This is a genomic window from Bacteroides sp. 14(A) (assembly GCF_000526555.1).
GTDB lineage: Bacteria > Bacteroidota > Bacteroidia > Bacteroidales > Bacteroidaceae > Bacteroides > Bacteroides cellulosilyticus.
This window is the reverse complement of record NZ_JAGH01000005.1, coordinates 548,307-573,181: the sequence shown is the minus strand read 5'-3', so window position 1 is coordinate 573,181 and position 24,875 is coordinate 548,307. Positions and strand designations below refer to the sequence as shown.

At 42.9% G+C, this 24,875-nt stretch carries 20 protein-coding genes and 1 tRNA gene; 9 read left to right on the top strand and 12 right to left on the bottom strand.

Features of this window, described 5'->3' with window-relative positions:
- Positions 1-17 precede the first annotated feature (17 nt).
- Positions 18-1,535 (bottom strand): DUF4301 family protein, encoded by a 1,518-nt coding sequence (locus K429_RS0125245; RefSeq protein WP_029328554.1) that lies wholly within the window; start codon positions 1,533-1,535, stop codon positions 18-20.
- 105 nt (positions 1,536-1,640) lie between these two features.
- Between K429_RS0125245 and K429_RS0125240 the strand changes: the two genes are divergently transcribed.
- Positions 1,641-3,863 carry a bifunctional (p)ppGpp synthetase/guanosine-3',5'-bis(diphosphate) 3'-pyrophosphohydrolase gene (locus K429_RS0125240; RefSeq protein ID WP_007218348.1) on the top strand — a complete coding sequence of 741 codons (2,223 nt, stop codon included), beginning with the start codon at positions 1,641-1,643 and terminating at the stop codon, positions 3,861-3,863.
- Positions 3,864-4,003: 140 nt separating this feature from the next.
- Positions 4,004-4,363: a diacylglycerol kinase family protein gene (locus K429_RS0125235; protein WP_007218347.1), complete on the top strand. Its 360-nt coding sequence runs from the start codon at positions 4,004-4,006 to the stop codon at positions 4,361-4,363.
- Positions 4,364-4,413: 50 nt separating this feature from the next.
- Here K429_RS0125235 and K429_RS0125230 read toward each other — a convergent pair whose 3' ends face one another.
- The 3 genes from K429_RS0125230 to K429_RS0125220 all read right to left on the bottom strand — a co-directional run bounded on the left by K429_RS0125230 (position 4,414) and on the right by K429_RS0125220 (position 7,048).
- Complete coding sequence (locus K429_RS0125230; protein ID WP_029328553.1) at positions 4,414-5,457, bottom strand: MFS transporter; 1,044 nt, start codon at positions 5,455-5,457, stop codon at positions 4,414-4,416.
- Positions 5,438-6,259 (bottom strand): 3-methyl-2-oxobutanoate hydroxymethyltransferase, encoded by an 822-nt coding sequence (gene panB, locus K429_RS0125225; protein ID WP_007213965.1) that lies wholly within the window; start codon positions 6,257-6,259, stop codon positions 5,438-5,440. The genes K429_RS0125230 and panB overlap by 20 nt, the downstream gene beginning before the upstream one ends.
- Positions 6,260-6,400: 141 nt before the next feature.
- Positions 6,401-7,048 (bottom strand): HAD family phosphatase, encoded by a 648-nt coding sequence (locus K429_RS0125220; RefSeq protein ID WP_029328552.1) that lies wholly within the window; start codon positions 7,046-7,048, stop codon positions 6,401-6,403.
- Between the two features lie 173 nt (positions 7,049-7,221).
- Between K429_RS0125220 and K429_RS0125215 the strand changes: the two genes are divergently transcribed.
- Positions 7,222-8,571, top strand: a complete 1,350-nt coding sequence (locus K429_RS0125215) for an MATE family efflux transporter (RefSeq protein ID WP_022209294.1) — start codon at positions 7,222-7,224, stop codon at positions 8,569-8,571.
- Between the two features lie 176 nt (positions 8,572-8,747).
- On the opposite strand, the gene K429_RS0125210 is transcribed toward K429_RS0125215, so the two are convergent.
- The 3 genes from K429_RS0125210 to K429_RS0125200 are packed head-to-tail and all read right to left on the bottom strand — an operon-like array spanning position 8,748 to position 14,101.
- Positions 8,748-11,075: an ABC transporter permease gene (locus K429_RS0125210; protein WP_029328551.1), complete on the bottom strand. Its 2,328-nt coding sequence runs from the start codon at positions 11,073-11,075 to the stop codon at positions 8,748-8,750.
- Between the two features lie 12 nt (positions 11,076-11,087).
- The gene (locus K429_RS0125205; protein ID WP_007218343.1) at positions 11,088-13,397 is read right to left on the bottom strand and encodes an ABC transporter permease; all 2,310 of its coding nucleotides are present in this window, start codon (positions 13,395-13,397) and stop codon (positions 11,088-11,090) included.
- A gap of 20 nt (positions 13,398-13,417) precedes the next feature.
- Positions 13,418-14,101, bottom strand: a complete 684-nt coding sequence (locus K429_RS0125200) for an ABC transporter ATP-binding protein (protein WP_007218342.1) — start codon at positions 14,099-14,101, stop codon at positions 13,418-13,420.
- Positions 14,102-14,383: 282 nt separating this feature from the next.
- On the opposite strand from K429_RS0125200, the gene K429_RS0125195 reads away from it, so the two are divergent.
- Together K429_RS0125195 and K429_RS0125190 are read left to right on the top strand one after the other, a co-directional pair.
- A complete protein-coding gene (locus tag K429_RS0125195; protein WP_029328550.1) occupies positions 14,384-15,190 on the top strand; it encodes a metallophosphoesterase in 807 nt (268 codons plus the stop codon).
- A complete protein-coding gene (locus tag K429_RS0125190) occupies positions 15,165-15,935 on the top strand; it encodes a hypothetical protein (RefSeq protein WP_029328548.1) in 771 nt (256 codons plus the stop codon). The genes K429_RS0125195 and K429_RS0125190 overlap by 26 nt, the downstream gene beginning before the upstream one ends.
- 75 nt (positions 15,936-16,010) lie before the next feature.
- Here the strand turns inward: K429_RS0125190 and K429_RS0125185 are convergent, their stop codons facing one another.
- From K429_RS0125185 to K429_RS0125175, 3 genes are all read right to left on the bottom strand, one after another.
- Positions 16,011-16,193, bottom strand: a complete 183-nt coding sequence (locus K429_RS0125185) for a hypothetical protein (RefSeq protein ID WP_022209299.1) — start codon at positions 16,191-16,193, stop codon at positions 16,011-16,013.
- A 154-nt stretch (positions 16,194-16,347) separates the two neighbouring features.
- Entirely contained in the window at positions 16,348-17,841 is a 1,494-nt protein-coding gene (gene proS, locus K429_RS0125180; RefSeq protein WP_007218338.1) for a proline--tRNA ligase, read from the bottom strand.
- An 80-nt stretch (positions 17,842-17,921) separates the two neighbouring features.
- A tRNA-Gly gene (locus tag K429_RS0125175) sits at positions 17,922-17,994 on the bottom strand.
- 94 nt (positions 17,995-18,088) lie between these two features.
- On the opposite strand from K429_RS0125175, the gene cobU reads away from it, so the two are divergent.
- Genes cobU through cobC form a run of 4 tightly spaced genes read left to right on the top strand, consistent with a single transcriptional unit; the run spans position 18,089 to position 21,041 of the window.
- Positions 18,089-18,598 carry a bifunctional adenosylcobinamide kinase/adenosylcobinamide-phosphate guanylyltransferase gene (gene cobU / locus K429_RS0125170; RefSeq protein ID WP_007218337.1) on the top strand — a complete coding sequence of 170 codons (510 nt, stop codon included), beginning with the start codon at positions 18,089-18,091 and terminating at the stop codon, positions 18,596-18,598.
- A 59-nt stretch (positions 18,599-18,657) separates the two neighbouring features.
- Positions 18,658-19,695 (top strand): nicotinate-nucleotide--dimethylbenzimidazole phosphoribosyltransferase, encoded by a 1,038-nt coding sequence (gene cobT / locus K429_RS0125165; RefSeq protein WP_007218336.1) that lies wholly within the window; start codon positions 18,658-18,660, stop codon positions 19,693-19,695.
- A gap of 4 nt (positions 19,696-19,699) precedes the next feature.
- Positions 19,700-20,488 carry an adenosylcobinamide-GDP ribazoletransferase gene (cobS, locus tag K429_RS0125160; protein WP_029328547.1) on the top strand — a complete coding sequence of 263 codons (789 nt, stop codon included), beginning with the start codon at positions 19,700-19,702 and terminating at the stop codon, positions 20,486-20,488.
- 7 nt (positions 20,489-20,495) lie between these two features.
- Positions 20,496-21,041, top strand: a complete 546-nt coding sequence (gene cobC / locus K429_RS0125155) for an alpha-ribazole phosphatase (protein ID WP_007213952.1) — start codon at positions 20,496-20,498, stop codon at positions 21,039-21,041.
- On the opposite strand, the gene K429_RS0125150 is transcribed toward cobC, so the two are convergent.
- Together K429_RS0125150 and K429_RS0125145 are read right to left on the bottom strand one after the other, a co-directional pair.
- Positions 21,019-23,001, bottom strand: a complete 1,983-nt coding sequence (locus K429_RS0125150; RefSeq protein ID WP_029328546.1) for a sensor histidine kinase KdpD — start codon at positions 22,999-23,001, stop codon at positions 21,019-21,021. The two genes, cobC and K429_RS0125150, sit on opposite strands and share 23 nt — an antisense overlap.
- Positions 22,998-24,869 (bottom strand): HAMP domain-containing sensor histidine kinase, encoded by a 1,872-nt coding sequence (locus K429_RS0125145; protein ID WP_029328544.1) that lies wholly within the window; start codon positions 24,867-24,869, stop codon positions 22,998-23,000. Before K429_RS0125145 ends, K429_RS0125150 begins: the two co-directional genes overlap by 4 nt.
- Positions 24,870-24,875 lie beyond the last annotated feature (6 nt).

The window sequence follows — 24,875 nt, the reverse complement described above, 5'->3', positions numbered from 1 at the left end:
TTTTATTGAAATATCATTTATTGATGTTGTTCTCTCAGCAAATCATTCACCGTCTTTACCGGATTGAACGTACTCAGAGAAACTTCTACAAACACCGTATTCCAATCGCTCATGGCACCGTTCCACAGACCGGGAAGTTCAAGTGCTTTAAGATCCTTGCCATTCTTCGATTTATAAGAGATGAAACCGGTAGCCTTATCTACGAAATTAACAAGATCAAACTTATGACCCTTATAATCGCGCACAGCACAAACCAAATCTACAGGATTAAAGTGCGTACCCTTTTCGAACATCTCTTTTTTCTCCGGATCGTCCATATCAATTTGAGAACTTTCAAGAATTTGCAGGGAAATAGTACCGTCACTATTATATGCCAGGAACGGACCGCCACCCGGCTCTCCTACATTTTTCACCATACCGCATACACGCATCGGACGATTCAGTTTCTCTTTCAGATAAAGTACGAGTTCAGCATCTTCCAGATTCTTGGTCTCAGGATTTTTACAGAACAATTTCTTTTGCAGGAATTGCAGAATTTCAAGCACTTGTTCGTGAGTATATCTGCCGCTATCCAAAAGTTCCAAATAAGCAAATGCTTTTTGTTGCAGCGCCACTAATACTCCGGCAATCAACTTCTTATACAACACGGTGTCACCTTTCAGTTTATCAGGCACTACATTGTCGATATTCTTGATAAAGATAATATCTGCATCAAGATCATTCAGATTCTCGATCAGCGCACCATGACCACCCGGACGGAATAACAACTTGCCGTTATCACGGAAAGGCTGATTATTCATATCGGCAGCAATAGTGTCCGTACAGGGCTTTTGTTCAGAAAAAGTTACATTGTAATCTACACCGTATTTCTTGGCATAGACAGCTGCTTTGTCTGCCACCAGGTTTTCGAACAAGCGGCGATGTTCAGGAGAAACGGTAAAATGCACATTGACTTTTCCATTCTTGTTAGCAGCATAGAGAGCACCTTCCACAAGATGTTCTTCCAATGGAGTACGGCTTCCATCTTCATATCTGTGGAATTTCAACAAACCTTTCGGAAGCGCACCATAATTCAGTCCTGCCGCCTCAAGCAATGCAGCCACTACAGCTTTATAATCACCCTCAGCCGTCAATGCGGGAATGTTCTTCTCGAATGCTTTCTCACAGGCGGCATTCAAGTCATTATAGAAAGCAAACTTTTCAATCTGCTCAAAGAATGTTTTTTCGAATTTAGTTTCGGGCACATCATAATCAGCCCCGAGAAATTCGAATAAATTCTTGAACATACGGCTTGCCGCACCTGAAGCAGGAACAAACTTCACTACTACTTTATCTGTCCGCGTATATGCATCCCATGCATCGAGATAGAGCTTCTGCTCTTCTGCTGCAGGTGCCAGAATACCTTTTTCCAATGAAGCGGCAGCAGCCAGCTTTAAGTACGGGAAACCTTTCTCAAAACAGGTCAGCTGTTCAGCTATCTGCTCTTCTGAAATACCTTTTTGCCTAAGCAACTCTTTGTCTTGCGGTGTTATCATACTATCTATTTTTTATTAATTGATTGCCAAAAATACAAAAAAAGCACAAGCCTTATAATAGAAAGGAAGAAAAAAACTACCTTTGGGCAACAAAAATGGACAATTATGGAAAGAGATGAATTTTTCACTACTGAAGAGAAGGAATTGCTCTTCTCTCTCTACAGAAAATTATTGCAGTTGACCGGTGAGACATTACAGAAAGGTGACTGTAGAAAACTGAAAACACATCTTATCAACTCTATAAAGGATAACCGCGTTCAGCGTGACACTTTCGGACTGAATCCACTGGTTAAAGATATGCAGACTGCCGTTATCGTGGCCGAAGAAATCGGAATGAAACGGGCGTCTATTCTGGGCATCATGCTGCACGAAAGCGTGAGAAACGGAGCTTGTACCCCCGAAGAAGTGCAAGCCGCTTTCGGTGAAGACGTGGCAGGCATCATCCGCGGGCTTATCCGTGTCAATGAGCTTTACTCCAAAAGCCCGACTATCGAATCGGAAAACTTCCGCAACCTGTTGCTTTCTTTTGCGGAAGATATGCGTGTGATCCTGATAATGATTGCCGACCGTGTGAACATCATGCGGCAAATCAAAGACAGTAAAAATGACGAAGCCCGTCGGCAAGTGGCAAATGAAGCGGCCTACCTGTACGCTCCCCTCGCCCACAAACTGGGTTTATATAAGCTGAAATCGGAACTGGAAGACCTTTCGCTGAAATATACGGAGAAAGAGGTTTACTATCATATCAAGGATAAGCTGAACGAGACAAAAGCGTCCCGTGACAAATATATTGCCGCCTTCATCGCTCCGATGCAGAAGAAACTGGAAGAAGCCGGATTGCATTTCCACATCAAAGGGCGTACAAAATCTATTCACTCCATCTATCAGAAGATGAAGAAGCAGAAATGTCCGTTTGAAGGGGTATATGACTTGTTTGCCATCCGCATTATCCTGGATTCGCCTGTAGATAAAGAAAAGCAGGAGTGCTGGCAAGCATATTCCATTGTAACAGATATGTACCAACCTAACCCGAAGCGCTTGCGTGACTGGCTATCTGTACCAAAAAGCAACGGTTACGAGTCATTACACATTACTGTAATGGGTCCCGAAAGCAAATGGGTGGAAGTACAGATACGTACCGAACGTATGGACGATATCGCCGAACGGGGGCTCGCTGCTCACTGGCGTTACAAAGGTGTAAAGGGAGAAACAGGATTGGATGAATGGCTGACTACTGTCCGTGAAGCATTAGAAAACTCGGATAGTAACGGGTTGGAAGCTATGGACCAGTTCAAACTGGATTTATACGAGGATGAGGTCTTCGTATTCACTCCGAAAGGCGATCTGTTTAAGTTAGGTAAGGGAGCCACGGTGCTGGATTTTGCTTTCCACATCCATAGCAAATTAGGATGTAAGTGTATCGGTGCGAAAGTAAACGGCAAGAATGCCCAATTGCGGCAAGTGCTGAATAGTGGTGATCAAGTGGAAATTATGACCTCGAATACACAGACACCCAAACAGGATTGGCTGAATATTGTAACCAGCTCCAAGGCACGTACCAAGATACGCCAGGCATTGAAGGAGATGGTTGCCCGCCAACATGCCTTTGCCAAAGAAACGATAGAGCGTAAATTCAAGAACCGGAAAATAGAATATGATGAAGCCGTAATGATGCGCCTGATCAAACGTCTCGGCTTCAAGACAGTGACAGACTTTTATCAAAGCATCGCAGATGAAACACTGGATGTGAACGAAATCATCGATAAATATCTGGAACAACAGAGGAGGGAAAGTGATACGCATGACGACATCACATACCGCAGTGCCGAGGGATATAATCTGCAACAGACACAGAACGACGAAATCACCCGTTCGAAAGAGGATGTACTGGTAATTGATCAGGATCTGAAAGGACTGGACTTCAAGCTGGCACGCTGCTGTAGTCCGATTTATGGAGATGATGTTTTCGGTTTTGTTAGTGTGACCGGCGGCATCAAGATACATCGTAGTGACTGCCCTAACGCCACACAGTTACGTGAACGATTCGGATACCGGATTGTAAAAGCGCGCTGGGCCGGTAAATCGCAAGGTACGCAGTATCCGATTACGCTGCGCGTTGTGGGACATGACGATATAGGCATTGTTACAAATATCACTTCGATCATATCCAAAGAAAATGATATCTCATTGCGCTCTATCGGTATTGACTCCCATGATGGTTTATTCTCCGGAACGATGACGATTATGGTAGGTGATACAGGACGACTGGAGACACTGCTCAAAAAGCTGAGGACGGTGAAGGGAGTAAAACAAGTTTCAAGAAGCTAAGTTAGCTACGAGTGACAGGCTACGAGTGACAAGAGTTTACCCCAGACTGAAGACCCATCTACCCGCAGACTAACGTTTAGTCTACCCTAGACTAGACGTTAGTCTAATAGCTAACAGATACTAACAAAAAAAGAGGTAAAGTGAAATATAGTTTAAAAAAGCAGATCCGCAGTTTCGGATATGCCTGGAAAGGTATCCGGCAATGTGTAGGGAAAGAACAGAACTTAAGTTTTCATCTCATTACTACAGCAGTGGTGATAGCTGCCGGTTTTTTCTTTGGCATAACACGTACGGAATGGATAGTCATTATCTTATGTATTGGCGTGGTAATAGCCGCAGAATTGTTTAATACAGCCATTGAGAAATTGGTGGATCTGGTTTCTCCCGAGCGTCACCCCATTGCAGGGCAGGTAAAAGACATTGCCGCCGGAGCAGTGCTGGTGTGCGCTGTTGCGGCGGCAATTATCGGGATTATTATTTTTCTCCCGTATTTAAGTTAAGAGAGAGGGGAAAGAAGTATGAATCCGATAGATTGGCGGATTTACAAGTTTCATCTTACTTTTTTCCTCTTATAATAAGGATACGTCAGCAAAAAGAAAAAAGCCAAAGCTACCAGAATTCCAATACCGATTACCTTATAAATCAACTGAAAATCAGTATATAGATAAACATCTGCAATACCGGTCCCATCTGCAAATTCAGAATACATTTCTCCATGATTCGATAGAAAACAACAAACTGCAAGACCAATCAGAATACCAGTTTCCATAGCCAAATGGCAAGTTGTATTCGCTGTTCCCCGTTGACAATGTTGCGAGAGCTTAACAAATATCTTCGTAAAAGGTATCGTAAGCACTACTAGAACAACGAGAAAAAACAGTGCAGCATAATCCCCTTGTTTGATTAACAATAATGCAATCCCGGGAATAAAAGCAATCAGTACCAAATTGAGGGCGGGAAGCCAACCCCGCAACAACAAAAAACGATCAAGATTGCAATGCCCCACTCCTATCGGTGCACGGAAAGCTACATATACCCGCAATGCAAATAGAATACTGAATATACTGCATAATATAGAAAAATATGCCGTCATACTGAAACCTTTGAGCTGGAACATCCATATTCCCGCTGCCACTCCTACCAGCATACCCAAGCGGGCTGCCAGTGCAAAGCCCAGATTTCCGGCACTACGGCGCGAAGCAGTAGTGATATCGATGGCCACCGTAATGCCTGCCGTCGCAGCCAATCCGAATGCTCCACCCTGCACAGCAGCAAGCATCAGCAACCTCGGAAAAGTATCGACAAAGATATAGCCTAAAGTCGTTCCCAAAATCACAAATATGGAATAGACAAGTACACGTTTCCGTTTATACTCATCTCCCAGATATGCATGGAACGGCCCCACCAGGAACATCGCCGCTGCAAATACCAGAAACATGCTGCCAGCCTGCCCTGTGGAAATGCCCAATCGGGACATCATCACCGAGGGAAGCACCGGGAAAAGCATGTAGATGGATGCAAAAAGCAGGAAATTGGCAAAGCATATCCTCATAAAGCCCAGTGACCAAAGATTATCAGTATTGCTCTTTCTCATTCGGGAAATCTAAGTTCTTGACATCAGATACATAACGGCTGATAGCATCAGTCATCACAGTATGCAGATCGGCATAACGACGCAGGAAACGAGGACGGAAACCATTGTTCATTCCCAGCATATCCTGAATCACCAACACCTGGCCATCTACTCCACCACCGGCACCGATACCGATAATAGGAATGGTCAGTTCACTTGCCACACGTTCGGCTAAAGCGGCAGGAATTTTCTCCAGTACAATGGCAAAACAACCGGCTTCTTCCAGCATGTGAGCGTCACTGATCAGTTTTTCAGCTTCCGTATCATCTTTCGCACGAACCGTATAAGTACCGTATTTATTGATAGATTGCGGCATCAGTCCGAGATGTCCCATAATAGGAATACCGGCACTGAGGATACGCTTCACCGTACCTATAATTTCTTCACCACCCTCCAGTTTCAGAGCGTCTGCATGACTCTCTTTCATAATACGGATAGCCGAAGCAAGACCTTCCATCTCATTACCTTGGTAAGATCCAAAAGGCATATCTACCACCACCATAGCACGTTTCACACCACGAACTACGGATTTTGCATGATATATCATCTGGTCGAGGGTAATCGGAAGCGTAGTCACATTACCTGCCATCACATTACTGGCAGAATCGCCTACCAGGATTACATCCATGCCTGCACCGTCTACAATCTGTGCCATAGTATAGTCATAAGACGTCAACATAGATATCTTTTCGCCTCTCTGCTTCATCTCTACAAGGCGATGAGTAGTCACTTTTCGAGTGTCATCTGAAATATAACCAGCCATAATTTTAATTATTTAGTTATTGATTGCTTTTTCACCACAGATTACACAGATTGGCACAGAGCAATATCATCCTCAGCATATTATCTGTGTAAATCAGTGTAATCTGTGGTGAAATCGCCGCAAAGGTAATGCTTTTTCCCTTTACTTATGCAATTCTGTTAATTTATCGTAAGTGAACCCTTGGAAATCATCTAAAACATAATGACACAACGGAACTATTTCTTCGCGTGAATTGGTAGTGGCCAAACCTATTACTGTAGCTCCGGAAGCCATACCCGCTTTCAGTCCGTTGAAAGAGTCTTCGAAAACGTAAGTTGTTTCCGGTGTGGTGCCAAATACTTTCATGCCAAGCAAGAAGCAATCCGGTGCAGGTTTGGAAGCTGTGAACATTTCAGCCGTAAGAATACGGTCGAACATAGTTTTGATTTCGGGTTTGGCACGATATACAGCTTCCATCTTTTTATCATTGGAACTGGTGACCACAGCCATCTTTACACCATTGCGACGGAGATCGGCAATAAAAGATTCTACACCGGGAATAAATTCGAATGTCATTTTCTGCTCAAAGCGGTCGAGGCCGGCGGTAATTTCTTCCTGTTCTTTAATCATACCGGGAAAGAAGGTGTTATAGATATACACCAAAGTTTGTCCCTTTACGCGGCTTTCAAGGTCTTCCATACCCAAGTAATCTACTCCCATTTTGTGCCAGAAGATGCTATACTGCGTCTCTGTGTCGACAACGACACCGTCGAAGTCGAAAAGAACGGCGATGTTTTTTGTTTCAGTCATATAAACTTCCTTTTACCTTATAATGTTAATACCTTATCAATTACGATACAAAGGTCTGAATAATCCTTGAACAGAGCAAATAAATGAGTAACTTTGCTGCAAATACAGATACGCGGACGGCACGGACCAGAGCGGACGAACGCGGATTCATTACTTTCTTTAGATTAATAGTTATGGATAATAACCCTCACATATTAGGTACCGAACGTATAGGTAAACTGCTGCTACAATATTCTATACCCGCCATCATCGGTATGACGATTACTTCACTGTACAACATCATCGACAGCATTTTCATCGGTCACGGTGTGGGTGCAATGGGTATTGCCGGATTGGCCATTACTTTTCCGCTGATGAATCTTGTGGTAGCATTCTGTACATTGGTGTCGGCAGGTGGATCTACAATCTCATCCATCCGTTTGGGGCAGAAAGATTTGGATGGAGCTACCGAGGTATTGGGAAATACGCTGATGTTTTGTCTGATCAATGCTGTTGTTTTCGGCGGACTCGCCTTTTTGTTTTTGGATGAAATATTAAGGTTCTTCGGTGCCAGCCAGGATACACTGCCCTATGCCCGGGATTTCATGCAAATTATTCTTGCAGGAACACCTATTACTTACACGATGATCGGATTGAACAATATCATGCGTGCCACGGGATATCCTAAAAAGGCAATGTTGACTTCCATGGTAACCGTGGTTTGTAACATCATCCTTGCTCCTATCTTTATCTTCCATTTTGACTGGGGTATTCGCGGAGCTGCCACGGCAACCGTTATTTCGCAGTTTATCGGTATGGTGTGGGTAGTGAAACATTTCCTTGATAAAGACAGCTTTGTGCGCTTCCGCCCGGACTTCTGGAAACTAAAGAAGCGCATCATCAGCAGTATTTTCTCGATCGGAATGTCACCTTTCTTGATGAATGTGTGCGCCTGTGTCATTGTGATTATCATCAACAACTCTCTGCAACGCCACGGAGGTGATATGGCCATCGGAGCTTACGGCATCATCAATCGCCTGCTCACTCTCTATATAATGATTGTATTAGGATTAACCATGGGTATGCAGCCCATTGTGGGATATAATTTCGGGGCACAGAAGCATGACCGTGTGAAGCAAACCTTGAAACTGAGTATCTTGACCGGTGTGTGCATCACGAGCAGTGGTTTCCTCATTTGCGAGCTTTTCCCGCATGCTGTGTCCGCTATCTTCACAAACGATCAGGAACTGATTGACATTGCTTCACGCGGTGTTCGCATTTGCGTGCTGATGTTCCCGTTGGTGGGTGCGCAGATTGTTATCGGTAACTTCTTCCAAAGTATCGGAAAGGCTAAAATCAGTATTTTCCTTTCACTTACCCGGCAACTCTTATATTTACTTCCCGGTCTGATCTTCTTCCCCCGCTTTATAGGATTGGATGGTATCTGGACCAGTATGCCGGTGGCTGACTTTTTCGCTTTCCTAACAGCACTTGTAGTGTTATGGACGTATATTCGAAAGAAAAACAAAGAGAGTATCGCGTAAGTAATTTGTACCACTCAAACAGAAGGTATAACCTTCAACTAAAAAGGGTGTAGCCCTAAGCACCAAAGGACTACACCATCCTTATCAAAGGGTGTAGCCATCCGATCTGAAAGGCTACACCCTTTTTATTCAGCTTTACAGATAGCTGTAGGCAAGGTTAAAGCATTAAATTACCTCTATTCGCTCTTGATGCTCTGTACTGGATTTTCATTGGCAATGCGCCAGGCTTTAAGAATCACCAGAAGTACAATAAGCACCAATAAGCCCACTGCCAGCAGAACAAACCACACCGGTGAAGGCAGTGTACTATCGGCAAACTGTTCCAGCCAGACACCGGAAACATACCAGGCAAAGCCGGTGCCGAGGATCACCGCACCAATAGCCACTTTTAGTATGTCCATTGCCAGTAAGCTAAGAATAGAAGGAGCTTCGGCACCATTCACCTTACGAATTGCAATTTCTTTGGAACGACGTTGAGTCTCATCGTTCACATAGCCAATAAGTCCCATGAGTACAATAAAGAAAATGCAAAGAGAAGTGATCCATACAGTATTACGGAAACGATACACATTGCTGTAATTTTCCCGTTGGATATCCATATAGGTTATAAACTCCAATGCAGCTTTCGGATATGCTTCTTTGACAAACTCATTCAGTCGCGCAAGATTTTCATCTACAGGTTCTTTTAAGCGGACGTTGTAAGAACCGTTACGTTTATCCGAAAGGATGAAAGCCGTACAAGTCTGTTCCATAAAAAAGCCCATATTACGCACATCTTCTACGATACCCACCACCGTAGGTTGGCTATCAAGACCCACCCATTGTGCATTGACTGGTAAGCGTTGTCCCAAGGCTTTATCTCCCCACTTCATCGTTTCCACCACTTTACGACCTATTAATGCTTCGCCGATATGTTCAGGCCAGGCACCTTCCACCAACTGCATACCTACTGTTTGCGGAAAGTCTTTCGCAACATTCTGGAAGTGTAGCGGACAAAGGAAATTACCTTGAATATCTGTCAGCCCTGTAGTGCTGTAATGTGAAAGCAGCGAATTACTATTACGTGCTACAGACTCCACATAAGGTTGCCTGCGAATGTCATCTTCCACTCCTTGTCCGCTCAGATTTTCCGTGGTGCGCAACTGCCCCACCGCCAATCGCTCTGTGCGAAAACCAACACTTCGTGTCATCAAATCATGATACTGCCAAATTGTAGTAACCAACACTCCCAGGATAAAAGATACGCCAATAAACTGTACGAACAACAACCCCCGTTTCCATGAACGCTTACTGTCAGTATATCTACGGAAAATCTGTGTTACAGGAATATTAGCAAACATTCTACCCGGTAGAACACCTGCGACTAAGAACAACAGAAGTACAGTCAGACCGGGAACCCACAGATTTTGCCAGGTAAAGAGTTCTGCAAGGCGGACATGCAACATATCCTCTATCCCTTCACGGAAAATATACATCAACACCAAACAGGCTATAATAGAAGTAGCAACTAGTATTCCTGTTTCCCACATGAACATACCCAACACATGCGTTCCGTCAGCACCACAACACTTATGTACTCCCACTGCTTTGGCACGACGACTAAACGAAGCCACTGCGGCCAGCACATAATTCATGATAGAAACAAAGAAGATAGAAAAGCCCAGTACACCCAGTATTACCAGACGTCGTACATTGTCAGAAGAACTGAGATAGATATCCGACAATGGCAAGATGCTGAATTCCATTACATCCGTTCCTTCTTTAGTCTCGGTATAACGCTCTACGGCTTTCTGTATGCGATTATTCATCGCCTCTACGCTTTCAGGACTTTTCAGGCGGAAAAGAACGTTATAAATATCATTCGACTTCCATGTGCCACGTCCATAAATATATTCTTCAAGAGTAGGCAGTGAAATGACTGTGTTATGCGGATATACCGTATTGCCGGGAACATCCTGATAAATACCACGTACAGTGACATCCAGCATTTTACTCATGGAGAAAGTCTTTCCAACCGGCTCCTCGTCACCAAAAAGTTCGCGTGCTTTACTCTGTGAGAGAAAGACAGACAAAGGTGTAGCCAATTCGTGTGGGTCGCCACGTAATATTTCCAAGCCGATGGTCTGGAAAAAAAGCGTATCTGCAAACATGACCTGCATATCTTCCAGTTTCTTATCGTCAATATAGCAGTCGGGCTGATAGAAATTAACGGAAAGACTGGCAGATTCTATCAAATCCGGCAATGCCTCCCAAAGATCAGCGGCGGCAGGGCGAAAAGTGCTGTCGTCATAGTCTTTATCAGGAATTCCATCCTTCACCCTGCGGCAACGCATTAAAGCTACATTTTCCGAATCTTTATAAAAATTCTCATAACTCAATTCATAAGCTATTTGCGAGAAAAGCAAGATGCCTATCAGCAGCCCTAGTGTCAGGGACACCAGTTTAATGAAATTACTGCCCCGCCCACGAAGCAAAATCTGAACCGTATAATAAAGTTGTCTCATATCTTTCTTTTTTTACTCGCTTTTAATACTGTTTACCGGATTTTCGTTCGCTATCCGCCATGACTTCCAGATGACGCAAGCGAGGATAAGTAACAGGATAACTAATGCTATCAATATATATACCGGCCAGGAAAGCGGCACTTGTTCGGCAAACTGATCCATCCACATTCCATTGATATATGCTGCAGATATAATGCCGATAATAACAGCCGGAGCCGCTACATAAAGGACATCTTTCGAAAGCAACTCCAATATTCCCAAAGATTCCGCCCCATTCACCTTACGAATAGCGATTTCCTTGGAACGACGACGCACTTCGTCTGTAGTATAACCAATCAGGCCCATCAGCATGACAAAGAACATAGTCAATGCCGCCAATATCGTGGCGTTACTGAAGACACGAACCGGATTATACTTGTTCAAAATCTGATCTTCCATACTATAGAAGTCAACCGTCTTGTCAGGATAAGCCTCAGAGACGTCCTTGTTCAGACGACGTAAATTCTCGGCAAAGGGTTCCTTGAGACGTACATGAACAGTATTACCAAAGGTACGGGTATAGCCAAACATAATGACATCCTGTGGCTGATAGAAAGAGCCTATATGGAAATTCTTCAGCACACCTACTACTTTCAAATTTCGACCTTCGGCACGCAACGGATGATTCAGCGCTTTGTCTCCCCAACGCATCCGTTCCGCAAAAGCCTCATTCACGACTATTTCGTCCGATGCACGCGCCGGACGCCCTTCCTTCATCGTCATCCCCATCATCTTAAAGTAGTCCTCAAGTGCATAACTGAATCGGGTCGAGAAGAGCGATTGTCCACCCTCACCTTCAATCATTGAACCGCTATAGCTCCATACTGGGGTACTGACAGCAGAAGATACCTCCTCCACATAAGGCAGTCCGCGGAAGAATTGCAAGGCAGGGCCACTCGCTTCTTCACCACCGAAATAAACATTTCCGATAGCAACACGCTGTGGATTGTAGCCCATATCTTTATCTTTCACATAATTGTACTGCGCCATCACCACATACATCAGTCCACAAATGAAGGCCACACCCGCAAACTGAACGAAAAGTAACGGACGTTTCCACCCCTTCTTACCTTCTGTATAGCGGCGGAACACCTGAGACACAGGTATGCGGGCAAACAGCCTGCCTGGCAGAATTCCACCTACAATGAACAGAACCAGCACCACAACAAGCGGCACCCAGATACGATCCGGTGCAAAAAGTACACTCAACTTGGCTGCGGTAGTATCTTCTATGAACTCCTGGAAATTGAGTAATATCAACCCCATCAACACCAAGGCCAGCGCAATAATAATTCCCGTTTCCAAAAGAAACATTGAGAACACCGTACCTCCACTTGCACCGCTGCACTTATGCACACCCACCGCTTTGGCACGATACGTGAGCGAAGAAATAGAAATGAGCACGTAGTTCAGTGACGCGATAAAAAGAATAGCCAGAGCTAAGATACTCATAATGCTGTCCATGCGTTTCACCTGATCTTCGTCACGATACACATCACGGATAGGTTTCACAAAAGCAGTGTAACCGTATGCTTTCTTATCTTCTTCCGGCCGATACTTCTGTATCATGGCATCCAGACGGGTATTCACCACTTCCTTGTCAGCTCCCGGACGGAAACGGATATATTCGTAATAGCTGTCGCCTCCGCGCCAGGAATAGTTACCCCAGTCACGGCTCCAAGCCGTAGGCATGGAAATAACAGCTTCCGGACGCATAGTAGCGTTCTCGGGCAAATCGACATAAGTGCCCTTTACCGTCAGTTGCAACTCCTTATTATAACTAATGACTTTTCCAATAGGATTCTCACCACCATATATTTTCTGAGCCAAATCGTCACTCAAAAATATGACATCGTTCTGCATCAGATCTTTTTCCGGATTGCCACTCAGTACCTCAATACCCATAGTCTTGAAAAAAAGTGAATCGGCTAATATTTTCCGGGCATCGATGCGTACACTGCCATTGTAAAGTGGTGAAGAAACAAAATACGCAATGCTGGCAGCCGCCTCTACCTCTTTGGGAAAATTCTCCAAAATGGCACCTGCCACAGGACCACAGTTTTGTTTTTGCGGTTCAAATTGTTCACCTTCAGCCGAGAATATGGAGTATATCTGATAAAGATCATCATAGTCCTTGTAGCAAGTATCATAGCTTTGTTCAAAAGCCACACGTGAAAACAGCAGAATACTCATCGTCAATCCCAATCCAAGGGAAATGACTTTGATTATATTCGAACCGCGCCCACGCAACAGGGTACGTATGACATAATATAGTTGTTTCATAGTTCAATCTCTTTATAAACTTATACTCCTTGTGCCGCAATACTGGCCACCACGCTACCATCAAACAAATGTATCGTACGATGTGCAAACGAAGCGTCATGCTGAGAGTGTGTTACCATAATAATTGTCGTTCCCTCCCGATTCAATTCCGTCAACAGATTCATGACTTCTGCACCATTCTTAGAATCCAGATTACCGGTCGGTTCATCGGCAAGTATTAATTTAGGATTAGTTACCACAGCACGGGCAATAGCTACACGTTGCTGCTGACCACCGGACAATTGTTGCGGGAAATGCTTGGCACGATGGCTGATATTCATTCGTTTCAATATATCCTCCACCATCCGACGACGTTCGGAAGCCTTAATGCCGAGATACGTCAAAGGCAATTCCACATTTTCATAAACATTCAGTTCGTCTATCAAGTTAAAGCTTTGGAATACGAAACCTAGTTTACCTTTCCGCACACGGGTACGTTCTTTTTCTTTCAAGTCTCCAACTTCCTGTCCCAGAAGTTTATATGAACCTTCCGTCGGATTATCCAGCAATCCCAAGATATTCAACAGGGTTGATTTACCACAACCTGACGGTCCCATGATGGCTACAAATTCTCCCTCTTTCACCTCAAGATTCACATGGTTCAATGCTACTGTTTCTACTTCCGTTGTACGGAATACTTTGCTGATGTCATTAATTTCAATCATGATGTTTATTATTAAAGTCTTATATAATATTCTGTTTATATAAATGCAGAAAGTATGCCAAAACTTAATATTCATTCATTATCAACAATTTATCTTTTTAAACGTATACAAATAGTGTCTAATAATTAGACACCTCCGTCTAAAAAATGGACAATTATGGAAATTAGTACAGCACGAAGGAACAGAAAAAAGGAAAATAAGACAATCATTTATCTAAAAGAAAACTCTATCTTTGCAATCAGTTTTCAATCAAAGAGATTATATAATATTAATATCATACACATGAAACTATCTAAACTCCTGTTCATTCCGCTTACCGGCCTGTTTATGGGCGGTTGCGATATGATAGATTACCATCCTTATGATGTCCGCATCAGTGGTCAGACAAATATAAATAATCATAATATAGAAAAGATAGAGGCCAATTGCAAGGATAAGGCAACTATTCGTTTTGTCACTATGGGTGACTCCCAGCGTTGGTATGATGAGACCCTGGACTTTGTCAATCACCTTAATAAACGGGATGATATAGATTTTGTCATTCATGGCGGAGATTACAGCGACTTCGGTGTTACAGACGAGTTCCTGTGGCAACGTGATATCATGAATAAGCTGAAAGTTCCCTATGTCGGTCTGATCGGTAATCATGACTGCCTCGGTACAGGCGAAGAAACTTTTCGTATTGTATTCGGTGACCCCAATTTTTCTTTCATAGCCGGTCGCATCAAATTCATTTGTCTGAACACCAATGCTATCGAATTCGACTACTCCCGCCCCATCCCTGACTTTGAATTCATTAATGCCCAGTTAGATGATCGCCGCGACGAGTACGACCGTACTATCTTCTCCATGCATATACGACCGTTTTGCATGGAGTTTAACAATAATGTAGCTCAAGTGTTTCAATATACCATTAAGCAATTTCCCGGCTTACTATTCTGTACTGCTGCGCATGAACATCGCGTATTCGAAGAAGATTTTTTTGAAGATGGCGTGATGTATTACATGAGCGACTGTATGAAACACCGCAACTATTATATATTTACTGTAACCCCTGATGGATATGAGCGTGAAGTGGTCTATTATTAAAGCACTGACGTGCTTCCTTCTTGTATGCTCATCAACCGGCTATGCGCAAGAAGCCAGTACAATAACCATAGAGCCACGCCGGGTATTCAGAGATACCGTTATCATCACAAAACATGATACCGTGTGGCTGGAGAAAGAAAAAGTAAAAATAGACAGTGCCGATATCAGTAATAAACGTTCCAGCCGTTATGATAAGCGCGTCCATCGCTATCGTAAACACTGGGAAAGCCTGATACCAACACATACAAAGCTGCAATTTGCCGGTAACATGGGATTGCTATCTCTGGGTACAGGATGGGATTATGGAAAACGGAATCAGTGGGAAACAGATATCTTTTTCGGTATTCTGCCTAAGTACGACTCCAAACGTACCAAAATCACCATGACTCTGAAGCAGAACTATATGCCATGGAGTATAGCTCTTGGAAAAGAATTTGCTGTCGAACCACTTGCATGCGGCATGTATTTCAATACAGTATTCGGCAATGAATTTTGGACACATGAGCCCGAACGTTATCCAAAAGGTTATTACGGCTTCTCATCCAAGGTACGCATTCATGTATTCCTGGGACAACGTCTGACTTATAATATTCCCCCACGTTGGCGTCTGGGAGCAAGAGCCGTTACTTTTTATTATGAAATAAGTACCTGTGATCTGTATGTAGTAAGTGCATTCACCAACAAATATCTGAAGCCCAAAGATTATCTCAGCTTATCGTTCGGACTGAAGACACAACTCTTTTAACCTTCTCTATAACCACAAAGTCATGTCTGCTCACGCGGACATGACCTCAAGAGAATTTATGGAATCGAACACATGTTATACAAACTCTTCAACCATGTACATATCTGTGACGAAGTCGTCAACAATGTTACCAAGGTTCTCGCAGGCTTCATCAGGTGTTTCACCGTACGCACTGCACATGATATTACTTTTCAAATAGGCGTAATAGCCGCCATCGGTAGTTGCCTCAATAGCATAATCATTTCTATTCAGTTTCATATCTAACTCCTTTCTTTTTTATTACGATGCAAAGATGGAGATTCAGTGTTACGGAAACATGTATAGGATATGACAATGATGTAAAAATGGCAAGGGCTGCATCTTCTTTGTGCGAAGTGCAGCCCTTTACCTTAGATCTTTAGATATCCTATATTTAATAAGAACGAGCGAATAAAGCACGACAAGCAGAAGGTTTGCCTGTCACCATACAGGTACCCGGTTCTTTGTCATCATCCAAGAACGTTTCGAAAGGAATACAACGGATAGTTGCTTTTGTTTCTTCTTTAATCTTCTCCTCTGTTTCAACAGTACCATCCCAGTGAGCAAGAATAAATCCACCTTCTTCAATCTTCTCCTTGAATTCATCATAACTATCCACTTTCGTGATATGAGAGTTACGGTAGTTAAGGGCTTTCTGATAGACATTAGTCTGGATTTCTTCTAACAGGTTCTTTACATATTCTTCGATGCCGTCGCAAGAAAGAGTTTCTTTCTCCAATGTATCGCGACGCATAACTTCCATTGTATTGTTCTCCAAATCACGACCACCCATAACAAGACGTACCGGCACACCTTTCAGTTCATAATCAGCAAATTTGAAACCCGGACGTTTGTTATCAGCATTGTCATACTTAACAGAAATACCCATAGACTTCAGTTTAGCAACAATGCCTGCCACTTTCTCGTTAATCTTCTGCAGCATCTCTGCGTTCTTATAGATAGGCACGATAACCACCTGTATTGGAGCCAGATGCGGAGGCAGTACAAGTCCGTTATCATCAGAGTGAGTCATGATCAGTGCACCCATCAGACGAGTAGATACCCCCCATGAAGTAGCCCAAACATATTCCATTTTGTTTTCCTTATTCACGAATTGCACGTCAAATGCCTTGGCGAAATTCTGTCCAAGGAAGTGCGACGTACCACTTTGCAAGGCTTTCCCATCCTGCATCATAGCCTCAATGGTATAAGTATCCAGTGCACCGGCAAAGCGCTCATTAGCCGATTTTACACCTTTCACTACGGGAACTGCCATGTATTTTTCGGCAAATTCGGCATATACATTCAGCATACGTACAGCTTCTTCTTCAGCTTCCTCACGGGTAGCATGTGCAGTATGCCCTTCCTGCCACAAAAATTCAGCAGTACGCAGGAAAAGACGAGTACGCATTTCCCAACGCATTACGTTGGCCCATTGGTTACACAAGATAGGCAGGTCACGATAGGAATTAATCCAATTCTTATAAGTATTCCAAATGATGGTTTCTGAAGTAGGACGGATGATCAGTTCTTCTTCCAACTTAGCTTCCGGGTCCACAATAACTCCGCTACCGTCAGGAGCATTTTTCAGGCGATGATGAGTAACGACTGCACATTCCTTTGCAAAACCTTCCACATGTTCTGCCTCACGGCTGAGGAAAGATTTCGGAATCAACAATGGGAAATAAGCATTCACATGCCCTGTTTCCTTAAACATATCGTCGAGTTGACGCTGTATTTTCTCCCAAATAGCGTATCCGTAAGGTTTAATCACCATACAGCCACGCACAGCTGACTGTTCTGCCAGGTCGGCCTTTACCACCAGTTCATTATACCACTGCGAATAATTCTCGCTGCGTTTGGTCAGGTCTTTTAATTCTACTGCCATTTTATTTTGTTTTTTAAAGTTTTTCGGATTATACAAAATGAGGAAGCCACAAATCTGTAACTTCCCCATTTTTCGGCAAGAGCGGCAAACGAGGCTCGAACTCGCGACCCTCAGCTTGGGAAGCTGATGCTCTACCAACTGAGCTACTGCCGCATTGCTTTCTTAAAAAGACGGTGCAAAGGTAAAAGAAGTTTTTTTATATTCAAAAATAAAAATGTACTTTTACAGCCACTAAAGTGAAAAAAATATGAAACGGATCATACTCATTACCGGAGGTGCCCGCTCCGGTAAAAGCAGCCATGCGGAAAAACTGGCGCTAAGTCTCTCTCCTACTCCTGTTTACCTTGCTACCGCACGTATTTGGGATGAAGAATTCCGACAACGCGTAATCCGCCATCAACAAAGACGCGGACCGGAATGGACAAATATAGAGGAAGAAAAAGAGCTAAGCCGTCATCAATTAATCGGAAGGACTGTCCTGATAGACTGTGTTACTTTATGGTGTACCAACTTCTTCTTTGATGTAAATGCAGATACAGATAGTGCCCTGACAGCTGCCAAAGAAGAATTCGACCGTTTTACAGCGCAAGATGCTACCTTCATCTTTGTTACCAATGAAATAGGTATGGGAGCTACTTCAGAAAATGAAATTCAGCGTAAGTTCACAGACATGCAAGGCTGGATGAACCAGTACATCGCCGAACACGCTGATGAAGTATGGTTGATGGTATCGGGGATTCCGGTGAAAGTGAAATAGAGAGAGGAAAAGATGATAGAATGGTAAGATGATAAGATTCAAAGTTATAAATATTGCATATGAAAACATTTAAGATAATACGTCCGGACGAGAATATCCGTCCAGCATTGATTGATAAAATTAATAATCTGACTAAACCCAAAGGTTCATTAGGTACTCTTGAAGAGCTGGCCTTGCAAATAGGCTGGATACAACAAACTCTGTCTCCTACCCTGCAACATCCACAGAATATAATCTTTGCCGCTGATCATGGCATTGTAGACGAAGGTGTCAGCCTTTCGCCCAAAGAAGTTACCTGGCAACAGATTAGTAATTTCTTACATGGAGGTGCCGGAGTGAATTTCCTTTGCCGACAGCATGGGTTTACCTTGAAAATAGTAGATGCCGGTGTAGATTATAATTTACCTTATGATACAGGTATCATCGACATGAAAGTACGGAAAAGTACTCGAAATTATCTGCATGAAGCTGCAATGACAGAAGAGGAAATGGAACTATGTCTGGAGCGCGGTGCAGAAGTGGTACGCAATTGCCATAAAGAAGGTAGCAATATACTCAGTTTTGGGGAAATGGGTATTGGAAATACATCTTCCTCATCCCTGTGGATGACTTGCTTTACAAATATTCCTCTGGAACAATGTGTAGGTGCGGGAAGCGGACTGGATAATGTTGGTATCCGTCATAAATATGAAGTATTAAAACAGTCATTAGATAACTACAGAGGAGATCGTTCTCCCCATGATATCATCCGCTATTTTGGAGGCCTGGAAATGGTGATGGTAATAGGTGCTATGCTTCAAGCAGCCGAACTTGGAATAGTTATTATGGTAGATGGATTCATTATGACAAACTGTATTCTAGCTGCCAGCAAATTATATCCGGAAGTACTGCATTATGCTATTTTCGGACATTGTGGAGATGAAACAGGTCATAAACTACTACTCGATCACATGAAAGCCAGACCGCTTTTAAATTTAGGTCTGCGTTTGGGTGAAGGGACAGGTGCCATCTGTGCATATCCCATTGTGCAGTCCGCCATACGTATGATTAATGAAATGGATAACTTCGCGCATGCTTCTATAACAAAGTATTTCTAAACGTATGAAAGTCCTAGCAGCATTCATCTTCTTCACCCGGCTTCCTTTTTGGAGAATCAAAGAAGTCCCGGCTAAATACTTCAAACGTATTGTTCCATACTGGCCATTAGCCGGATGGCTGACGGGTAGTATTACGGTTGGAGTACTGTGGATAGCAGCTCAGATACTTCCCATTTCCATCGCATGGGTACTTGCCATCCTCTCCCGATTGCTTATCACAGGCTGTCTGCACGAAGACGGACTGGCTGATTTTTTTGATGGCTTTGGTGGAGGCACCACCAAAGAACGGACACTTGCCATTATGAAAGATTCCCAGATAGGAAGTTATGGTGTCATAGGATTAATAGTCTATTTCTTGCTATTATTCTTACTTCTGGAAAATCTACCTTTGAAACTGATTTGTGTACTCGTAATTTGTGGCGACTGCTGGTCTAAATTCTGTGCTTCACAGATCATCAATTATTTGCCTTATGCACGGAAAGAAGAAGAAAGCAAGGCAAAAAATGTATATGACCGCATGACCTGGCAAGAATTACTGACGGGATTCATCTGTGGATTTTTACCTATTATATTATTCTTACCGATAGATTTCTGGCCGGTTATGATCTGCCCCATTTTAACATTCACCCTATTGTATCGGTTGATGAAACGTCGTCTTCAAGGTTATACAGGAGATTGCTGCGGAGCTACATTCCTGCTTTGTGAGCTTTCATTCTATTTGGGTGCAGTAATCTTGCTGTATGCACAGATCAAATACGGTAACCCGAATTTTATTAATGTTTATTTAAAATAATAATTATATGGAAGTTATTTTTATCAGACATACCTCGGTAGATGTCCCTCCCGGAGTGTGCTACGGACAAACAGATGTTCCTTTGCGAAACAGTTTCGAACAAGAAGCTGCCGTCACATCCGGAAATTTAAAATCTTACCGTCCAAAAGGGAGAGATTTCGATTATGTATATACTAGTCCGCTATCCCGTTGTGTACGTCTTGCTACCTACTGCGGATATCCTGATGCCGAACGTGACAACCGAATTATGGAAATGAACTTCGGGGATTGGGAAATGAAGAGTTTTGATGAAATAAGTGATCCAAGACTGAAAGAATGGTATGCCGACTACATAAACGTACCTGCTACAAACGGTGAATCATTCGCCATACAGTATCAACGTGTCGCCAGTTTTTTGGATGAACTGAAAGAAAAGAATTATGAGAAAGTAGCCATATTTGCACATGGAGGCGTATTGATTTGCGCCCAACTTTATGCAGGAGCTATAAAACAGGAAGAGGCATTCAGTGCTTTGACTCCCTATGGAGGAATCATTCAGTTAAGACTTGATTAGATATCCGAATACTAAACAAGACCAATGGTCCTTCTGAAGCCCCTTCCTGCACCTTATAAGTACCATTAAAGGCATGAATGAAGTGCGCATTGATTTCATGACGGATCAATGCTGTCTTGTTTTCAAAGCGTGCTTTGGCCAAAGGCGTACCTGTCACTTTAAAGAACAACATATTCTTTTCTTTATCGTGTCTGATCCGAATAGTAATATTGTATATATTCTCATCATTCTCCGATGGTATCAACAGACTGGACAACAAGGAAGAAAACCTATTTTTATCTATACTTATCGCCATACTTTCTATATCCGTCTTCAAACGAATACTCACTCGCCCATTATCGGTATGTTCTGCAATGGCTATTTCTTGCCGACACAAGGCCATCACTTCACACTCCTCCTGTACATACTGTGTCTTACCGGATTCCAAACGAGAAAGTTCCAGGATACTATTGACATACTCCAACAGATTTTCCGCATTTTCCTGAATCATTTTACCATATTCCACCTTCGCTTCCGCAGTGAGTTCTTTCGATTCCGTCAAAAGTTCGGCAAACCCTACCACCACATTCAGCGGAGTACGTATGTCATGGCTGATTTCAGATTGCAAGCGATCTTTAGTAACATTATCCGCTTCTGCCTGCATAGCCGCATTTGCCGTTACTTTTTCAGCCACAGCAATCTTCCGGGACAAATAACGAGTATAAAGATAGAACAAAAGCACTAACACTAACAATGTGATAAGAAACAGGAAACCACGCTGATAATTGGTATCCTTTATTTTCTGCTTTTCCAGAAGAAGATCATCAATATGATAGATTTCCTTCATTTGTCGTAACTGATTTGCTGAAAAAACATTATCCAATGAATCCTGAGTCCGTATCAGGTAACGCCTGGTTTCAATAGCTCCGTCAATATCACCCTTATCAATCTGTGTAGATGCTTTATAATTAATGAAAGTAGCGAATATGGAAGCATCATGATTCAGCACCACGGAAGTCACCTCATCTATCAACGCAATACTTTTATCATATTCCTTCGTACGAGTATAATACTGTAACTGAACTAACTGAACATTCAGCCAAAACGCTATATCGACATGACTGTCCAGCAATGCTTTAGCCTTATCCATATGTTCCAATGCCACAGGAAAATTCCCCTGTTCCATAAAAAGGAACACATATTTAAGTTGGCAGTCGATTTCAAAGTTTGTCCAATTCTTACGGGCTTCGGGTTCACGGGAAATGATTTCCTGCAAAGTCTCATCCATCTGTTTGAGATAAAAATGTTTCAGACTATCCTGCCCGGCATTGCTATACATTCGGATAATGCGTGAAAGGATATCCACACGCAAAGCAGCCTTAGTCTGTGGGGTCAAACGCTGACAAGCTTTCTGGAAGATCTTCAAGGCTTCATCTCCTCTACTGGATATTCCATAAGCACACCCCAGACTATTGTACGATGCAATTTCTCCATTATTACAATGATGTTCCAAAGATTCTTTTAATGCTTCCTTAGCTATATATACAGCCTTCTCTACCTGTCTCTTGGAAGCCAATGCGCGACTGATAGCGGCCTTCTGCTCCAGATAATAGTCATAAGTGCCTACTTCCGGAGCATACTTTTTCAGTTCATTCACCCAATAAGTCAGGCTGTCCGGATCATGTAGTTTATCATAGCAGGAAGCTAGATAATACGCTCCCTGATTTTCATACGTCACATTCTTCTGGGCACAGGCCTCCTCGTACAAAGCGGTAGAAAAAGTTTTGTTATAAGGGGGATATTGATGCCTGTAAGCCATATCACGTAAATAAGTAAGTCTGACAAGTGTATTCGGCATCGCATGTGCTATTTTCAGAATACTATCCTGATATTGCTGTGCATTGGCATCTTCTGCATACAGCACACAAGAATATAGCATACTCAGCAAACAAAACCATATTACTACGATATATCTCATCATACAGCATCCTCCCCTTTTGATTTATACTTCAACGGATGTGTAAAGCAGAAACGTGCACCTTGCGTATAGTTGCTGTCCACCCATATTCGTCCCCTCATATAGGTCACAATCAGTTGACATATAGAGAGCCCCAAACCACTACCCTGTGCAAAGTCATTCAGTTTCTCAAAACGCTCAAAAATCAAGCCCTGTTTCTCAAGCGGGATACCGCAACCGGTATCAGTTACAGAGAAGAAAGCCGTATTAGGATCGGATAATTCCAACTTCAATACGATAGAACCTTCTTTAGTAAATTTAGTGGCATTCACCAACAGATTAATCAAGACCTGGCGAAGACGGGCATCATCCGTATCTATCATCAGTTCAGAAAGTTCGGTATCATAACGTAGTTCCACTTCAAGTTTACGAGAAGCAGACACTGTTTCCGAAGCCTCTCTACAAAGTTTCACGGCATCATAAGGACGTATATTGAACGTTATATTATCATTCTCAAAATCAGAAAAATCAAGAATATCATTAATCAGTTTCAAAAGCTGAAAAGAGTTGACTTTAATGATTTCACAAAACTCTTTACGAGACTCTTCGTCGAAAGAGTCATCATCTGAAGCCAACACAGCCGAGAAGCCGACAATGGCATTAAGCGGGGTACGCACTTCATGGCTCATATTAGACAGGAACATATTCTTCTTCTGGATAGCCCGTTCCGCCTTCTGTATCATTACTTCCTGCGAATGCTTCGATTCTTGCAGACGGAATATCTTCTTCCAACTGAGATACAGGAAAAGAAATAAGACCAGCGTGCAAACAATAATACCTCCCAAGTAAAAACGATAGGAAAACAAGCGGTCACGCTCGTTCTGATAAGTCAGCCGGTCGGCTTGGAAGCGGGTGGTCAACTGATCTATCTCTTTAGGATAATTTTTCTCAAAAGACGATTTAATGTATGAAAAGACCAAACCGTATTGCTTATATGCTTCTTCCTTACGCCCCATTTTCACAAGCAGGTCAGCCTTGTCTTGCAGGACTTCCTTGTACAAGCTACTGTTGATTTCAGCATAGTCCGTATGTAAAAAAGCATCATAAGTTGTCAGAGATTTCTCATATTCACCGATACGTTCCCAATACATAGCCTCGGCTATCAAGAAATGTTGCATAATACCCGGAATCAGTTTTTCCCTCAAATGCTCCACTTCATCCAAGTGTTGGCGAGCTGTCTTCACAGAACCCTTAAACAGTTGACAATAGGCATTGAAAATATGTCGGACAGCTTGCTCCTGTTCGGAAAGACTATCAGCGGGAAAACGATTCAGGCGGGTCATGAAATATGCTGCCTCCGTAAAATTACGAATACGAAGATTGTGCTCTACTAATTCCAACAATAACATCCGGACATGTATTCCCTCACCGGACATTTGATCGAACATCTCTAATGCCTGTACATGAGCACTTCCTGCTTCCTGGTTTCGTCCGGTATAAGAATACACCTCACTAATGGCATTCAGTGCAAGAGCTGTTCCCAAAGCATGCGAGAGTGCACTTGCTTTTGAATACATCTGCTCACTCCAATCAATGGCCAGGCGTATTTCTCCACGAAAAAGATATGATTTTATAAGTATACGTTCCAGTTCAAAGTACGTATTATATTGCTTGGTAGATTCCAGATAATTGAGGATACTATCCAGATTGATAGCTGAGCTTTCTTCCTTTGTCAGATAATCAAAGCCCATACTGTTGTGAAAAGCAGATATCACTTCATCTTGAATGGTAGCACGCTCGACTTCTGCCAGGCTATCCTCCCCTGCTGATAATGGGAAAACGCATCCAAAGCATACTATATGGAGAACGAGATATTTCAGTAAGTTTCTCATGAAGTT

Excerpts from the sequence above, each read along its gene's own strand:
- K429_RS0125245 (WP_029328554.1), bottom strand. The coding sequence starts at position 1,535 with ATGATAACACCGCAAGACAAAGAGTTGCTTAGGCAAAAAGGTATTTCA.
- K429_RS0125240 (WP_007218348.1), top strand. The coding sequence starts at position 1,641 with ATGGAAAGAGATGAATTTTTCACTACTGAAGAGAAGGAATTGCTCTTC.
- K429_RS0125230 (WP_029328553.1), bottom strand. The coding sequence starts at position 5,457 with ATGAGAAAGAGCAATACTGATAATCTTTGGTCACTGGGCTTTATGAGG.
- panB (WP_007213965.1), bottom strand. The coding sequence starts at position 6,259 with ATGGCTGGTTATATTTCAGATGACACTCGAAAAGTGACTACTCATCGC.
- K429_RS0125220 (WP_029328552.1), bottom strand. The coding sequence starts at position 7,048 with ATGACTGAAACAAAAAACATCGCCGTTCTTTTCGACTTCGACGGTGTC.
- K429_RS0125215 (WP_022209294.1), top strand. The coding sequence starts at position 7,222 with ATGGATAATAACCCTCACATATTAGGTACCGAACGTATAGGTAAACTG.
- K429_RS0125210 (WP_029328551.1), bottom strand. The coding sequence starts at position 11,075 with ATGAGACAACTTTATTATACGGTTCAGATTTTGCTTCGTGGGCGGGGC.
- K429_RS0125205 (WP_007218343.1), bottom strand. The coding sequence starts at position 13,397 with ATGAAACAACTATATTATGTCATACGTACCCTGTTGCGTGGGCGCGGT.
- K429_RS0125200 (WP_007218342.1), bottom strand. The coding sequence starts at position 14,101 with ATGATTGAAATTAATGACATCAGCAAAGTATTCCGTACAACGGAAGTA.
- K429_RS0125195 (WP_029328550.1), top strand. The coding sequence starts at position 14,384 with ATGAAACTATCTAAACTCCTGTTCATTCCGCTTACCGGCCTGTTTATG.
- K429_RS0125190 (WP_029328548.1), top strand. The coding sequence starts at position 15,165 with ATGAGCGTGAAGTGGTCTATTATTAAAGCACTGACGTGCTTCCTTCTT.
- K429_RS0125185 (WP_022209299.1), bottom strand. The coding sequence starts at position 16,193 with ATGAAACTGAATAGAAATGATTATGCTATTGAGGCAACTACCGATGGC.
- proS (WP_007218338.1), bottom strand. The coding sequence starts at position 17,841 with ATGGCAGTAGAATTAAAAGACCTGACCAAACGCAGCGAGAATTATTCG.
- cobU (WP_007218337.1), top strand. The coding sequence starts at position 18,089 with ATGAAACGGATCATACTCATTACCGGAGGTGCCCGCTCCGGTAAAAGC.
- cobT (WP_007218336.1), top strand. The coding sequence starts at position 18,658 with ATGAAAACATTTAAGATAATACGTCCGGACGAGAATATCCGTCCAGCA.
- cobS (WP_029328547.1), top strand. The coding sequence starts at position 19,700 with ATGAAAGTCCTAGCAGCATTCATCTTCTTCACCCGGCTTCCTTTTTGG.
- cobC (WP_007213952.1), top strand. The coding sequence starts at position 20,496 with ATGGAAGTTATTTTTATCAGACATACCTCGGTAGATGTCCCTCCCGGA.
- K429_RS0125150 (WP_029328546.1), bottom strand. The coding sequence starts at position 23,001 with ATGATGAGATATATCGTAGTAATATGGTTTTGTTTGCTGAGTATGCTA.
- K429_RS0125145 (WP_029328544.1), bottom strand. The coding sequence starts at position 24,869 with ATGAGAAACTTACTGAAATATCTCGTTCTCCATATAGTATGCTTTGGA.